16 protein-coding genes and 1 tRNA gene are annotated in these 13,714 nt (G+C 31.7%); 8 read left to right on the top strand and 9 right to left on the bottom strand.

Annotated elements, in window-relative coordinates:
- Both nadA and FHR24_RS15105 read right to left on the bottom strand, forming a co-directional pair.
- On the bottom strand, nt 1-999 hold the full coding sequence (nadA, locus tag FHR24_RS15100) for a quinolinate synthase NadA (RefSeq protein ID WP_167190898.1): 999 nt from the start codon (nt 997-999) through the stop codon (nt 1-3).
- Nucleotides 1,000-1,072: 73 nt separating this feature from the next.
- Complete coding sequence (locus FHR24_RS15105) at nt 1,073-2,146, bottom strand: branched-chain amino acid aminotransferase (RefSeq protein WP_167190901.1); 1,074 nt, start codon at nt 2,144-2,146, stop codon at nt 1,073-1,075.
- Between the two features lie 264 nt (nt 2,147-2,410).
- Here FHR24_RS15105 and mnmD point away from each other — a divergent pair, with 264 nt between their 5' ends.
- Both mnmD and FHR24_RS15740 read left to right on the top strand, forming a co-directional pair.
- Nucleotides 2,411-3,076, top strand: a complete 666-nt coding sequence (mnmD, locus tag FHR24_RS15110) for a tRNA (5-methylaminomethyl-2-thiouridine)(34)-methyltransferase MnmD (protein ID WP_167190947.1) — start codon at nt 2,411-2,413, stop codon at nt 3,074-3,076.
- 1 nt (nt 3,077) lies between these two features.
- Nucleotides 3,078-3,212, top strand: coding sequence for a hypothetical protein (locus FHR24_RS15740; RefSeq protein ID WP_262886531.1), 135 nt, complete (start codon nt 3,078-3,080; stop codon nt 3,210-3,212).
- A 9-nt stretch (nt 3,213-3,221) separates the two neighbouring features.
- On the opposite strand, the gene FHR24_RS15115 is transcribed toward FHR24_RS15740, so the two are convergent.
- Genes FHR24_RS15115 through FHR24_RS15125 form a run of 3 tightly spaced genes read right to left on the bottom strand, consistent with a single transcriptional unit; the run spans nt 3,222 to nt 5,577 of the window.
- Nucleotides 3,222-3,560: an SdpI family protein gene (locus FHR24_RS15115; RefSeq protein ID WP_167190904.1), complete on the bottom strand. Its 339-nt coding sequence runs from the start codon at nt 3,558-3,560 to the stop codon at nt 3,222-3,224.
- A 41-nt stretch (nt 3,561-3,601) separates the two neighbouring features.
- Nucleotides 3,602-4,687, bottom strand: coding sequence for a glycosyltransferase (locus tag FHR24_RS15120; RefSeq protein WP_167190907.1), 1,086 nt, complete (start codon nt 4,685-4,687; stop codon nt 3,602-3,604).
- Nucleotides 4,687-5,577, bottom strand: a complete 891-nt coding sequence (locus FHR24_RS15125; RefSeq protein WP_167190910.1) for a hypothetical protein — start codon at nt 5,575-5,577, stop codon at nt 4,687-4,689. Before FHR24_RS15125 ends, FHR24_RS15120 begins: the two co-directional genes overlap by 1 nt.
- Before the next feature lie 56 nt (nt 5,578-5,633).
- Between FHR24_RS15125 and ruvC the strand changes: the two genes are divergently transcribed.
- The gene (ruvC, locus tag FHR24_RS15130) at nt 5,634-6,188 is read left to right on the top strand and encodes a crossover junction endodeoxyribonuclease RuvC (protein ID WP_167190950.1); all 555 of its coding nucleotides are present in this window, start codon (nt 5,634-5,636) and stop codon (nt 6,186-6,188) included.
- Nucleotides 6,188-7,312, top strand: a complete 1,125-nt coding sequence (gene hemW / locus FHR24_RS15135) for a radical SAM family heme chaperone HemW (protein ID WP_167190914.1) — start codon at nt 6,188-6,190, stop codon at nt 7,310-7,312. The genes ruvC and hemW overlap by 1 nt, the downstream gene beginning before the upstream one ends.
- On the opposite strand, the gene FHR24_RS15140 is transcribed toward hemW, so the two are convergent.
- The gene (locus FHR24_RS15140; RefSeq protein ID WP_167190917.1) at nt 7,309-8,646 is read right to left on the bottom strand and encodes an aldehyde dehydrogenase family protein; all 1,338 of its coding nucleotides are present in this window, start codon (nt 8,644-8,646) and stop codon (nt 7,309-7,311) included. The two genes, hemW and FHR24_RS15140, sit on opposite strands and share 4 nt — an antisense overlap.
- Before the next feature lie 87 nt (nt 8,647-8,733).
- On the opposite strand from FHR24_RS15140, the gene FHR24_RS15145 reads away from it, so the two are divergent.
- The 3 genes from FHR24_RS15145 to FHR24_RS15155 all read left to right on the top strand — a co-directional run bounded on the left by FHR24_RS15145 (nt 8,734) and on the right by FHR24_RS15155 (nt 10,522).
- Nucleotides 8,734-9,093: an MmcQ/YjbR family DNA-binding protein gene (locus tag FHR24_RS15145; protein ID WP_167190920.1), complete on the top strand. Its 360-nt coding sequence runs from the start codon at nt 8,734-8,736 to the stop codon at nt 9,091-9,093.
- Nucleotides 9,094-9,166: 73 nt separating this feature from the next.
- Nucleotides 9,167-9,775, top strand: coding sequence for a GDSL-type esterase/lipase family protein (locus FHR24_RS15150; RefSeq protein ID WP_167190923.1), 609 nt, complete (start codon nt 9,167-9,169; stop codon nt 9,773-9,775).
- Nucleotides 9,776-9,793: 18 nt separating this feature from the next.
- Nucleotides 9,794-10,522, top strand: a complete 729-nt coding sequence (locus FHR24_RS15155; RefSeq protein ID WP_167190926.1) for an esterase family protein — start codon at nt 9,794-9,796, stop codon at nt 10,520-10,522.
- Here FHR24_RS15155 and FHR24_RS15160 read toward each other — a convergent pair.
- Nucleotides 10,519-10,974, bottom strand: a complete 456-nt coding sequence (locus tag FHR24_RS15160) for an OsmC family protein (RefSeq protein ID WP_167190929.1) — start codon at nt 10,972-10,974, stop codon at nt 10,519-10,521. The genes FHR24_RS15155 and FHR24_RS15160 overlap by 4 nt on opposite strands.
- Complete coding sequence (locus FHR24_RS15165; protein WP_167190932.1) at nt 10,967-12,367, bottom strand: dipeptidase; 1,401 nt, start codon at nt 12,365-12,367, stop codon at nt 10,967-10,969. Before FHR24_RS15165 ends, FHR24_RS15160 begins: the two co-directional genes overlap by 8 nt.
- Nucleotides 12,368-12,457: 90 nt before the next feature.
- Here FHR24_RS15165 and FHR24_RS15170 point away from each other — a divergent pair.
- Nucleotides 12,458-12,539: transfer RNA gene (locus FHR24_RS15170), tRNA-Leu, on the top strand.
- A 184-nt stretch (nt 12,540-12,723) separates the two neighbouring features.
- Here the strand turns inward: FHR24_RS15170 and FHR24_RS15175 are convergent.
- A complete protein-coding gene (locus tag FHR24_RS15175) occupies nt 12,724-13,707 on the bottom strand; it encodes an ISAon1 family transposase (protein ID WP_167190953.1) in 984 nt (327 codons plus the stop codon).
- Between the last annotated feature and the right edge of the window lie 7 nt (nt 13,708-13,714).

Genomic DNA, 13,714 nt, shown 5'->3' on the forward strand with positions numbered 1-13,714 from the left:
TTATTTAGAAAGCGCTAACATTTTCTCGATAGGAATTAATGCAGCTGCTGCTAATTTTTCTTCTACCTCAATGGCAGGCAATTCGTGTTCTAAACATAAGAATAATTTTTTCATGGTATTCATACGCATGTAAAAACATTCGCTACAAGCACAACTGTTGTCTTCTTCCGATGGAGCAGGAATCAATTCTTTGTTAGGTACTTGTTTAATCATTTCGTGTAAAATACCAGCTTCGGTAGCCACAATAAATTTGTGATTTTTACTTTCTCTAGCGTATTTTAACAAACCAGCAGTAGAACCAATATAGCTTGCTGTTTTTAAAATATGTGAAGGAGATTCTGGATGTGCAATAATTTCAGCATCAGGATGTTCAGAAGCTAAGGTTAATAGTTTTTCGATAGAAAAAGCTTCGTGTACCATACAGGCACCGTCCCATAAAACCATGTCTCTACCTGTTTCTTTATTTAAATAATCACCTAAGTTTTTATCGGGAGCAAATATTATTTTTTGATCTTCAGGAAATGAGTTGATGATTTTTACGGCATTAGAAGACGTACAAACAATGTCACTCATGGTCTTAATTTCTGCAGAACAGTTAATATAAGTAACTACTTTATGATCTGGATACTTTGCCTTAAATGCTTTAAAATCTTCTGGCGGACAAGAGTCTGCTAAAGAACAACCCGCATTTAAATCGGGTAATAAAACTTTCTTTTTTGGATTTAATATTTTAGCGGTTTCTGCCATAAAATGCACTCCACAAAATACAATAATATCGGCACTAGTTTTAGCTGCTTCTTGTGCTAACTGTAAACTGTCTCCTACAAAATCTGCAATATCTTGTATGGCTTCTTCTTGATAATAGTGTGCTAGAATTACAGCGTTTTTTTCTTTTTTTAGTCGATTAATTTCAGCAACATAATCGGTATTGCTTTGGGTATCGATATCTAAAAATCCTTTTTTATTTAAGTTGTCTTTTGCTTGAGCTAAAGTGTCCATTAAAAATAGTTTTGAGGTACAAATTTACAAAAAAAGAGCCTATAAAGGCTCTTTTAATTATATGTCGATTTGGTTATATAGATCTTACAGCATATTTCCATCCAAATGGATCTTCTACTTTACCTGTTTGTATATCGGTAATTTTCTTTTTGATACTTGAAGCATAACTATCTTCTAATTTAGGAAGATTGTAATCGTTTCCTTTAAAGTTAAAACTAACAATAGGATTAATTACGGCAGCTGTTCCTGCACCAAACATTTCTAGTAAGGTTCCGTTTTTAGCAGCATCTTCAACTTCATATACAGAAATATCTCTTACTTCAACTTTATAACCTTCTTTTTCTGCAATTGCAATTACACTTTTACGAGTAATACCATCTAAAATTCTATCAGATGTTGGAGCCGTAATTAGCGTGTCACCAATTCTAAAGAAAACATTCATTGTTCCTGCTTCTTCTAAATTTTCGTGTGTGCTAGAATCTGTCCATACTACTTGTTGATAACCAGCATCGTTTGCTAATTTAGTAGGATAAAATTGTCCGGCATAGTTACCCGCACATTTTGCAAAACCTACACCACCACTAGCAGAACGGCTATATTTATCAGCAAATAATACTTTTACCTCTCCGCTGTAATAAGATTGTGCGGGAGATAAAATAAACATAAACTTATAACGCTTAGCTGGAGAAGCCGAAACTCCTTCCTCTGTAGCAATAATAAAAGGACGGATGTACATCGAACTTCCTTCAGAAGTTTGGATCCATTCTTTATCAATATTTAACAAAATTTCCATTCCATCAAAAAATAAATCTTTAGGAAATTCTGGAATAGCCAAACGTATAGCAGATTTGTTTAATCTGATTAAATTTTCTTCAGGTCTAAATAACCAGACGGCACCATCAACAGATTTGTAGGCTTTCATTCCTTCAAAAATTGCTTGACCGTAGTGAAAAACTTTAGCAGATGGGTCTAGAGAAATAGGACCGTAAGGTCTCACTTGTGCATTTGTCCATTTTCCATCAATATAATCACATTCAAACATGTGATCTGTAAAGTTTTCTCCAAACGATAAGTTGTTAAAATCTACCTCATTAATTTTTGTAGTTGTAGATTTTGTAATCGTGATGTTCTGGTTGTTAATTCCCATGATTTCGTTTGTAAAAAAATATTTATAGAAGAACAAAAGTAAATATAAAAATTGTAATGTATGCAATAAAAATACTTTTTAGTTATGGGTTTTTATGGGATGTATTTTAAAGAGGATTTTCTTGTTTTTTTTAGTTGATGAATGTAAGATAAAGGTGATTTAGAATAGGCTTTGTTAAATAAATAAGACTGATTAAACAATCAATCATTAACACAATTGACGATGAAATATAATACCTATATTTGCAGCAACAATTCAATCGTTTTGAAAAGAAAAATTATTCTTACATCGGATGGGTCTACCACCATTCATATACCCAGTTGGAATGAAAGTTATCATTCTACACATGGAGCTATACAAGAAGCCTATCATGTTTTTATAGAGATGGGGTATAAAGCTGTGGAAAAAAACGATATTTCTATTTTAGAAATTGGTTTTGGTACGGGACTAAATGCCTTTATTACATTGTTAGAAACAGCCAAAGAAACTCGTACAATTAATTATGTTGGAGTAGAAGCGTATCCGGTAAGAGAAGATGAATTGTTGGCGTTAAATTATGTGTCGGAATTAGATACAAGAAACTTATCGCACAAGTTTGAAGAAATGCACTTAACTCCTTGGAACAAACCTCAAAAAGTTACAGATAATTTTACGTTGACCAAACGTCAAATGTTTTTTCATAATATTACAGATATAAACACTTTTGATTTAATTTACTTTGATGCTTTTGGTGCTAAAGTACAGCCCGAATTGTGGTCTGAAGAAATTTTTGAAATTATGTTCAAAGCCATGAAACCCGGAGGGAAAATAGTAACCTATGCTGCTAAAGGAAGTGTGCGTAGAGCTATGCAAACGGTAGGTTTTGTAGTAGAAAGATTGCCTGGTCCTCCAGGAAAAAGAGAAATGTTAAGAGGAACAAAAACAGTATAAAATGACAGAGTTTTCTAGATTAAAAAGAAAAAAGCCAAATAGACTAAGAGTAATTTTATTGGTAGTAGTATTGTTTGTTGTGTTGTATTTATTAAAAAATGCAGATGGCTTAGTTTCTCAGTTTTTTGGAAAATAAAATATTAAACTATTTCTTTAAGTGTTTTAATTTGTATTCGGTTATTGGAAGGACTAAAATTAAAGAGATGACTCCAATAACAATACCTGTTACGATAACGATTTTATAATTTCTTTCAGGTATTTTAAGCATTGATCCAATTATACAGATGAGTAATAGTATTCCTCCTATTTGGATCATTTTTTTTGCTGAATATTTTTGAGCAAAATTCCAATTAAATATACTAGACATTGATTGTTTAGTTCTATATCCATAAAACATGTTTATGTGTTTAGGAGGGAATTTTAGCATAATAACTCCCATTAAAATTGAAATGATACTTATAGCATAAGGAGTTATGAATGGCATGAGTTGGTTTTGCATATTTTTTTTGATTACAGGTTTGATATTTATCTTCTAAATACTCTATCTTTCCAAGTATAGCCACCAAATAAAGCTCTAATGCCTATATAAGTATTTATAAACGGATATAAAATAGCAATAGGAAAATAGTTCCAAAAATTCGTTTTTTGATTTAATTTTTCGGTAGTTATAAACAGTAAAATTCCATCAACTCCAATTTTTAAAATCCATAAAAACACGGCTAATAAAGGTTGGTGAAAAAGACTAATTAATAAGGTTAATTGAGTCACTAATACCAACAAACCTACCAATTTGGTAAATATACTTTGGTAATGTGTGCTTTTTGCAGCCCACCTAATACGTTGTTGTGTAACTGCTTTCCAGCTTGTTTCTGGTTTTGTAACAACAATAGCTTCTGTGGTGTTTAAAAAGTGAACTTTTGCTGGGTTTGTTTTTACAAAAGATTCTAAGGTAAAAATATCATCTCCACTAGCTATGTTAGATTTTGTGTTGTTATGAAGTTGTAAATAAGCCGTTTTATGAAATCCCATATTTGCAGCATTGCACATTATAGGGTTTTTTAGTCCAAAACTACCCAAAGTAGCACCTAACAAACTTAAAGAATCAAACAATTGATATTGATATAGAAATCCTTTTTTATTTTCTAAAACAAGAGGACCTGCAACAAATAAACTTTGTTGTTGTTGAATAATGGTGTTGTAGGCTTGTAGCCAATTTTTAGGCAATATACAATCTGCATCGGTGGTGATAATCCAATCAAAAGAAGAGGTTTTAATACCTATTTGCAGAGCATCTTTTTTAGGAGAGTTGCTTTTTCTTTTGTTTTTTAATAAATGAATGTTGGGTATTATTTGTTGCCATTTTTTTACAATCGATTCAGATTTGTCTGTAGAGTTATCATCAATTAAAAGGATTTCAAAATTATCGGAGTTATACTCTAAATTTTCAATGCTTTTTAAAAGTGTTTCTAAAGAATCTTCTTCGTTTCTAAACGGAATAAGGATGCTAAATTTTTGTTGGGGAATAGTGATATCTATTTTTAATGTAGACAAAGAAATTAAGCCAACCACAAAACAAATAATTAAGAAAGTGTATAGGAGTAAAATAATCATTAGTTTTCTTTTGAGGTGTAAAATTGTAATAAACTTCCTGTAATAGCTGGAGCTGCATGGTTACATATCCATAAAATAAAATAGGCAATTAAAATAGAGGCTTGGGAATATCCTATGGGATTTAAGACAAATAAAGCCACACTTCCTTTAATAGCAAAATCTAAAATATTTAAAATGGGTAATAAAGAACTTAATAAATATACAGCACAAATCCCGGCATACAATTCGGTTGTGTTTAATGTTGATTGATGTAACAATACCATCAGCAAAAAAGAAAAGAAAATAAATTTAATAACAGAAAACACAAACAATTGAATATGAACATTTATAGGTATGCTTTTTATGTGTTGTATAATTTTTTTCCTAAAAATAAAACCAACAACAATACCTACTAGGGCTGTCGCTATTAAAAATGTTTTTTGATTGAAAGCTCTGGTGTCTATTTTTTCTATCAATTTATAAACTCCCCAACTTCCAAAAAGTAGAGTGGTTAGCATTTGATAGACTCCTTTACTCAGGTTTAAAAACACAATTTGTTTGCTGTTTTTTTTGGGATAGAATAATATTTTTTTTAAATAATTTCCAGAGTTAAAAGGAGTAATTAATCCGTAAGTAAAGGCAACCAGTGTTTGATAAGCAGCTTTTTTAAAAGAAATTGGAGCAAAAGTCTGAATGACAATTTTCCATTTTAAAATTTCAAAAGTCCAATTTCCAAAAGAGCAAATTACAATCAGTAAAAAAGAAACAGGATTTAAAAACGTATATATATCTATGGCACTAAAAGAAATAGTTACAATTCTGTAACCTATATAAAATAACGCAGCAAAACTAACCGCATATTTTAAAATGCGATTGAGGAGTGATAAATGTTTACGAATTGATTTAAGCATGCAGTATGGTAGCATTCATTTTAACTATCTTTGCTAAAATAGTTAAATCCACTTTATTGGCCTTAGAAAAAATCATATTAGGAATAGACCCCGGAACTACCATTATGGGTTTTGGAGTGATAAAAGTTGTTGGGAAAAAAATGGAATTTGTTCAAATGAATGAATTGTTGTTAAGTAAATACAGCGATCCTTATGTAAAATTAAAGCTGATTTTTGAAAGGACTATTGAGTTGATAGAAACATATCATCCTGATGAATTGGCAATAGAAGCACCATTTTTTGGGAAAAATGTACAGTCTATGTTAAAATTAGGTAGAGCACAAGGAGTCGCCATGGCTGCAGGTTTGTCTAGAGAAGTTCCGGTGACAGAATATTTGCCTAAAAAAATTAAAATGGCCATTACAGGTAACGGAAACGCTAGTAAAGAACAGGTGGCTTTAATGCTAAAAAGTTTGCTAGATTTAAAAACGTTGCCTAAAAACTTAGATGCTACCGATGGTTTGGCAGCAGCCGTTTGCCATCATTTTAACAGTGGCGTAAAAGTTGGCGGTAAAAACTACAGTGGTTGGGCAAGCTTTGTGAGTCAGAACGAAAGTAAAATTGTAAAGTAATGGCGGGTATTTATTTACATATTCCGTTTTGTAAAAAAGCGTGTCATTATTGCGATTTTCATTTTTCTACTTCTTTAAAATATAAAAAAGACTTTTTAGGAGCTTTAGAAAAAGAATTGATTTTAAGAGCAGGTGAGTTTAAAAATGAAACGGTAGAAACTATTTATTTTGGAGGAGGAACTCCAAGTATTTTAGAGGTTGATGAGATTACAGCTATTTTAAAAACAATTGAAAAAGAGTACAATGTAATTGAATTTCCTGAAATTACATTGGAAGCCAATCCTGATGATTTATCGGATAAAAAAATTAGAGAATTAGCCAAAACAGACATAAATAGACTAAGTATTGGGGTGCAATCTTTTGGAGATAAAGAGTTGCAAATGATGAACAGAGCACACAACGCAACCGAAGTAAAGCAATGTTTAGAGACCGCTACCCTGTATTTTAATAATATTACCATTGATTTGATGTATGGAATTCCAGGTTTGTCTAACGCAGAATGGAAAAAAAATATTGAGCAAGCATTGTTTTATGGAGTCAATCATATTTCGTCTTATGCACTTACGGTAGAAGAAGGTACGGCTTTGCATCATTTTATAAAAAATAAAAAATATCCAGAAGTAGATGAAAATGTGGCAGCTGCTCATTTTCATATTTTAGTGTCAGAATTAACGCAAGCTGGTTTTGATCATTATGAGATATCTAACTTTGGGAAACCTAATTTTTATTCCAAGCACAACACCTCTTATTGGTTGGCAACTTCCTATTTAGGTTTTGGACCCTCAGCACATTCTTACAACCAAAACACCCGAAGTTGGAACATAGCAAACAATGCTAAATACATAAAGTCTTTACAAAATGATGAGTTGCCTTTAACACAGGAAACCTTGACTGTAAAAGATAGGTTTAACGAATATATAATGACAGGTTTAAGAACTATTTGGGGTGTTTCTTTGCACAAAATAGAAACAGATTTTGGAGTAGAAATCAAGGAGTTTTTAGAAAAACAGATAGAGCCTTTTATAGAAAATGGTACTTTGGAGTTGAAACAAAATCAACTAAAAACAACTCACAAAGGAAAGTTTTTAGCTGATGGAATTGCTTCAGATTTATTTTGGATTTAAAAGTTGATAACTTTTTCGTTCAAAAAAGTTTTAAAACCAGCCTCTCCTAATTCTTTTCCATATCCAGATTTTTTAACTCCACCAAAAGGGTAGCGTACATCCGATCTTACAATTTTGTTAATAGTAACAAATCCTACTTCTATTTGTGTAGCCCATTCTTTTGCCTTTTCTAGGTTGGCAGACCAAATAGCAGTTCCTAATCCGTAGTCTGTATTGTTAATTTCTGAAAGTAAATTAGTTTCATCATCATAAGAAATTATACACAATACAGGTCCAAAAATTTCTTCTTTTAAAATAGTATTGTCGTTGTTTACAAGTAACAAAGTAGGTTCAAAAAAAGGAGTTTTAATTTTTCCACCTGCGATTAATGTAGCTCCAAGTTCTATGGCTTTTTTTACTTGTTTCTCTAAAACAGGTAAAAATTGAGATTTAGAAATAGGTCCCATTGTTGTTTTTGGGTCTAAGGGATTTCCTAAAATCAATTCGTCTATTTTAGATTTAAAAAAAGTAATGACTTCTGTTATTTTGTTTTTGGGAACAAATATTCTTTTAGGAGCAATACAAACTTGTCCTGCGTTGGTCATTCTAGAATTAAAAGTAGCTGTTAAAGCAGTTTCAAAATCGGCATCTTTAAATAAAACACAAGCATCTGTACCTCCTAACTCTAAAACCGATTTTTTTAAATATTTTCCTGCTAAACTAGCTACAGAACTACCAGCTTTTGCACTACCCGTAACGCAAACTCCTTGTACAATTGGAGTACTAATTACTTGCTCTGTTTGTGAAATATCAATAATTAAGTTGGTAAAAACATTTGAAGGAAATCCTGCTTTTATAAATAATTCCTCTACTGCTTTTCCGCAACCAAAAGTGTTAGGAGCATGTTTTAACAAAGCAACATTTCCTCCCATTATGGTAGGAAAAGCGTATCTAAATATTTGCCATAAGGGAAAATTCCAAGGCATAATTCCAAATACAGCTCCTGTAGATGTGTAGTTGATATAGGTAGTTGTGTCTAAAAAGGAAGGGCTAAGGAAATTATTCACATTTTGAGTGATGTAATCTACCAAATCAGCACATTTTTCTACTTCTGCAATAGTCTGTTTTATGGGTTTTCCCATTTCAGAGCTAATTAAAGTAGCCAATTCTACTTTTTCAGAAAATAATAAATCACTTAGTGTTTTTCCTAATTTTATTTTTGTTTCAATCGATTCATTTTTCCAATCTGCATAGGTTTTAGCAACAGCATCAAGTTTTTGTTCTAATTCTGTATTTGATAAGTAAGAATATTCTTTTAACTTGTCTTGGTTGTATGGATTAATAGTAACGTACATTAGGTATCTTAGTTTGTATTTTAAACTTACAAAAATAGATAAGATTCTTAATCCACTTGTATAAGTAGCCGTAAATTTAGATAAAATATGAATATTGAAGAACTAAGGATTTATTGTGTTGAAAAAAAAGAAGTTACAGAGAGTTTTCCTTTTGATACTTCTACGTTAGTATTTAAAGTTGCCGATAAAATGTTTGCTTTAATCGGTTTGGATAGAATGCCACATGCAGTAAACCTTAAATGTAATCCAGATAAAGCCATAGGATTAAGAGAGTCTTACCAAGCTGTTACTTCAGCTTATCACATGAGCAAAAAACACTGGAACACCATTACTTTAGAAGATGACATGGATGCAAAAGAGATAAAACAATGGATAGATCATTCTTATAATTTGGTGGTAAACGGGTTAACAAAAAAGAAACAAAGAGAGTTGGGTTTTATCAAATAGTTAAATTGCTTGTAATTAGCTGGTAAGAAAAATATTTAGTTAACTTTGAAAATCTAACAAAAGAGGAAGGTAAATGTTTTGGTATCAAGAAGAATTAGATAGGTTAGAAAAAGAAAAAAAAGAGTTGAGTTATACACCCGATTTGGTGTTTTATGGTAGCTCTTCTTTTACATTGTGGGATGATATATCTGTGTTGTTTAAAGAACATAACCCTATAAATATTGCTTTTGGAGGTTCTACATTAGCAGCTTGTTCTTGGTTTTATAAACAAAATTTTAAAGGATTAAATCCCAAAGCAATTCTAATATATGCAGGGGATAATGATTTAGGAGATGGAAGACATCCCGAAGAAATAGTTTTATTTTTTAAGACTTTATTAACACAAATAAGAGAAGATTACGGAAATATTCCTGTTACTTTTCTTTCTATAAAACCAAGCCCTAGTAGATGGTATTTAGAAGGAAGTATTAGATATACAAATAGCAATATTCAAGATTTATCAGAAAAAGATGAAAATTTTCATTTTATAGATATTTACAAAGCTACTTTGGATATTTCTGGAAAACCTAATCAGGCTTATTTTTTAGAAGATGGATTGCATTTAAATAAAAAAGGATACAAAGTTTGGTACGATATTATTTCTAAACATTCCGAAAGTTTTCCAGAATTACAACCTGTATAATGATGTATAAATAATCTTATGAAAAGAGAATACCATAATTGGTATAGTCCCAATTTAGAAAGAGATATGGAGTTGTTGATTTTTGGACACTCCGGAGCAAAAGTTCTTTTTTTTCCACCTAGAATGGGTCGTTTTTATGATTATGAAAATTGGAAAGTAATACATGCTTTAGAAGAAAAAATAAACAATGGAGAGCTACAAGTCTATTGTTTAGATAGTATAGATTTAGAAACTTTTTATAACAATTATGATCATCCTGGTCATAGAATTTACAGACACAATCAATACGAAAATTATATTTTAAGTGAAGTAATTCCGTTAATGGAAGTGCTTAATGAAAATCCTAATATTATTTCTGCAGGATGTAGTTTAGGAGCTTATCATGCAGTAAATATTGCCATGAGACATCCCAGTGTTTTTTGTAAAGTTGTGGGCATGAGCGGTCGTTATGATTTAACGGTTTCTAAAGGTTATTTTAATGATTTGTTAGATGGATATCACAATGAGTATGTGTATTTTAATATGCCTAATCAATATCTTAAAAACATTAACTGTAAAACACTAATTAGCGAAATAAAAAAGCTAGATATTATTTTGGCAATTGGTAAAGAAGATTTGTTTTTAGAAAGCAATTATCATTTAAAAAATATTTTTGATGAGAAAAATATTCAATATCAGTTTTATGAATGGGATGGTGAAGCACACAAAGCTAAATATTGGCGAAAAATGGTTCAGATTTACATTTAGTTAATTATAGGATTGTGTTTAATGATAAAATTACAAGACCTGGCTATAAAACAATAATCTTCTGCTTTAGAAAACAATTCATATAATAGAACAGTGTCTTTGCAAGAGGTTTTAATAACGGGCTGTAACATTACTTTTTCAAACTGTCCGCTACCGTTAGGGTTTACTTTTAAAAACCCAACAGGGCTATCGTAGTAACTATCTATTTTAATTTTTTGTTTGCTACATAAGTAAAAAAAAGACATCATATAACAAGAAGCCAATGCAGACAATAACATTTCTTCTGGATTGTATAAGTCTTTATCACCATGAAAAGTAGCATCAGCAGAACCTACAATGTTAGGTTTGTTTTCAAATTCTAATTCGTAGGTCTTATCGTACCTGTAATTTTTAGAAACATCAATAGACCCTTTCCAAGTAATTCCAATTTTATATTCATGTAAATTACGCATGTTCCTCTTTGTATAATTCTGTAAAATGTTTGTAAAAATAAGGAATGGTTTCTATTCCTTTGTAAAAGTTAAACAAACCATAATGTTCGTTAGGAGAGTGGATGGCATCACTATTTAAACCAAATCCCATTAATATGGTATGACTTTTAAATACATCGCTAAACAAAGAAACAATAGGAATACTTCCGCCTGAAGGTTGTGGAATTGGAGTGTTGGTAAATGTTTCTGCATACGCTTTGTAGGCTGCTTTGTATCCTGTAGAATCTAAAGGAGTTCTGTATGCTTTTCCTCCATGATGAGGTTTTACGATGACGTTAACAGATTTTGGAGCTAAACTGATAAAATAATCGGTAAACAATTGAGTGATTGTATCTGGATCTTGACCAGGAACTAAGCGCATAGAAATTTTAGCATGTGCTTTTGATGGTAATACTGTTTTTGCTCCCTGACCAATATAACCTCCCCAAATACCGTTTACATCTAAAGTAGGTCTTATCGTACTTCTTTCTAGGGTAGTGTAACTTTTTTCTCCCCACTCTTCGTCAATATTTAAAGCTTTGTTGTATTCTTTTTGACTAAAAGGAGCTTTGGCCATTTCTGTTCTTTCTTCAGATGATAATTGATAGACATTATCATAAAAACCAGGAATGGTAATATGATTGTTTTCATCGTGAAGTTTTGCAATCATTTGATTTAAAATATTGATAGGATTTGCCACAGCACCTCCATAAAAACCAGAGTGTAAATCTCTATTAGGGCCTGTAATTTCAACTTCTACATAACTCAACCCTCTTAACCCTGTGGTGATAGAAGGTTGTGTGTTAGAAATCATTCCAGTATCTGAAATTAAAATCACATCATTTTTAAACAATTCGGCATGTTCTTTAATAAAAGGAGCCAAACTAGGAGAGCCTACTTCTTCTTCTCCTTCTATCATAAATTTTACATTGCATGGTAATTGATGGGTTTCTATTAAGAATTCAATAGCTTTTACATGCATAAATAGTTGGCCTTTGTCATCGCAAGCACCTCTGGCAAAAATAGCTCCATCAGGATGAATCTCTGTTTTTTTTAGAGTAGGTTCAAAAGGAGGAGTTTCCCAAAGTTCTATAGGGTCCGCAGGTTGTACATCGTAATGACCGTAAACTAATATTGTTGGGAGATTAGAATTTATAATTTTATCAGCATACACAACAGGATTTCCTTTGGTTGGTAATATTTGTACGTTTTCACAACCCGCATTTGTTAATGCCTGTGCTACGTGCTCTGCAGTTTGTAAAAGCTGAGGTTTGTAGTTAGAATCTGCACTAATAGAGGGGATTCTAAGCAACTCAAACAGTTCATTTAGAAAACGATCTTTGTGTGTATTGATATAGGTTTCTATGTTTTTCATGATAAAAAATTAAAGTAGTACTAAAATATACTATTTCTCTTTGCAAATTGTAACTATTGTTTATATTTGCAGTCGTTAAAGATTTTAACTGCAGGCGTGGTGGAATTGGTAGACACGCTAGACTTAGGATCTAGTGCCGCGAGGTGTGAGAGTTCGAGTCTCTCCGCCTGTACAAAAAAAGCTCTTGTGAAAACAGGAGCTTTTTTTATGTAAAAAAGAGACGAGAAGTTTATACTGACCGCAGTCAAAGTGAGTCTTTCTTTTTTGCTGTTTATAGACTATTTCTTACATCATTAGAATTTTTCAATTCTATTAAGGACTTTGGATCAGTCGTAAAAGTTGTGGGATCTGAATAATTAGGCAAAAATATTAGAGAGTCTAAATAGAAAGAAGGGTATATTTCTGACTCCTCTAAATTGTGCTCTGAAAGCTTTTATCTTGGCGTTAAAAGATTCTGCTGAAGCATTTGTGCTTCTGTTGTTAAAGTAGTTTAATATTCCTTGATAATATATTGACATTGTTCTAGCTATAGAGCTAAAAGATTTAAAACCAGATTGCCTTACTTTTTCATACCAATACGCCAATCTAGTCAACCCTACAGTTTTATCGATGGTTTTTTCAAATATCCATGATAAATTTTGTGCTAGGTCATAGGCTTTTTTCATATCAGGATAAATAGAGAATAGTATTTCTGCTCTTTTAGATTGACTATGAGTCCACTTACTTGGGTTTTTAAAAAGAAGATAGCGACTTCTAGCTAGTAATTGTTTTAAGGAATCTCCATTGTTTAGAGTGTCAGCAATGTATGCTGTTCCTTTGCTTCTTGCGTATTCTATAGCCTCATTTTCTTTATTAATAGCCTCCCAACGATGCTTAATCCTTATTTCCTGTACTGCCTCTGAGGCTAGTTTTTGTACGTGAAATCTGTCAATTACTCTAGCAGCATTTATAAATGAACGTTTGACAATCAATCCCATATTGGCCGCCATATCTAAAGTTACTTCTTCAACCTTATTTCTTTTCTTCACAGGTATTTTTGAAAGTATTTTTATGATAGTATCAGCTTTGGTTCCTTTAACCATTGCTACAATTGCTCCTTTTTTACCCTTTGCTTTTTTATTAGTTACGATAGTGTAAAGTTCTCCATTAGAGAGAGCTGTTTCATCTATAGACAAGTGTTTGCCTATGTTTTCTGGAAACAGTAACCACTTATCAGCATGAGTTTTTTGTTCCCATGAACTGAACTCACTTAGATAATCTTTATATTGTCTTTGTAGTTTTTTGCCATTAACCCCATAAAAAGCAGCGATCGTATTTACGCTAGAGGGATGATTAGAGATGGATCTC

Origin of the sequence: Wenyingzhuangia heitensis (assembly GCF_011762155.1) — a bacterium.
In the GTDB taxonomy this organism is placed as follows: domain Bacteria; phylum Bacteroidota; class Bacteroidia; order Flavobacteriales; family Flavobacteriaceae; genus Wenyingzhuangia; species Wenyingzhuangia heitensis.